Source organism: Neisseria sp. P0022.S010, from assembly GCF_051956635.1.
This window is the reverse complement of the sequence record NZ_JBQCXF010000958.1, coordinates 1-377: the sequence shown is the minus strand read 5'-3', so window position 1 is coordinate 377 and position 377 is coordinate 1. Positions and strand designations below refer to the sequence as shown.

The following is a 377-nucleotide window of genomic DNA, read 5'->3' as shown; positions in this document are numbered from 1 at the left end:
ACCGACGCCGTCAACTACAGCCAGCTGAAACAGCAAAGCGCCGCCGCCCGTACCGAGGTTGCCGCCGGCACCAACATCAAAGACGTGGTGAAAACGACCGGCGCCAACGGCCAAGACGTTTACACCGTCAACGCCAAAGGCACGACTGCGAGCGCAGGTTCGAACAAAGTGACCGTCACTGCTTCAGCAGCAGACGCGAACAACGTGACCGACTACAGCATCGACTTGGCGCAAGACACCAAAGACGACATCCAAAAAGGTGTGGATGCCAAAACCACCGTTGATACCAAAGGCCTGACCTTCAACGGCGACAGCGGCAGCACCAATATCGAAAAACTCGGCTCCACCGTGACCGTTGCCGGCGACGACAACATCAC

1 protein-coding gene is annotated in these 377 nt (G+C 57.8%); it reads left to right on the top strand.

Going from position 1 to position 377, the window contains the following annotated elements:
- Window positions 1-377, top strand: a 377-nt coding sequence (locus tag ACTHUT_RS22325) for a hypothetical protein (RefSeq protein ID WP_440419998.1), incomplete at both ends; no start/stop codon positions are given.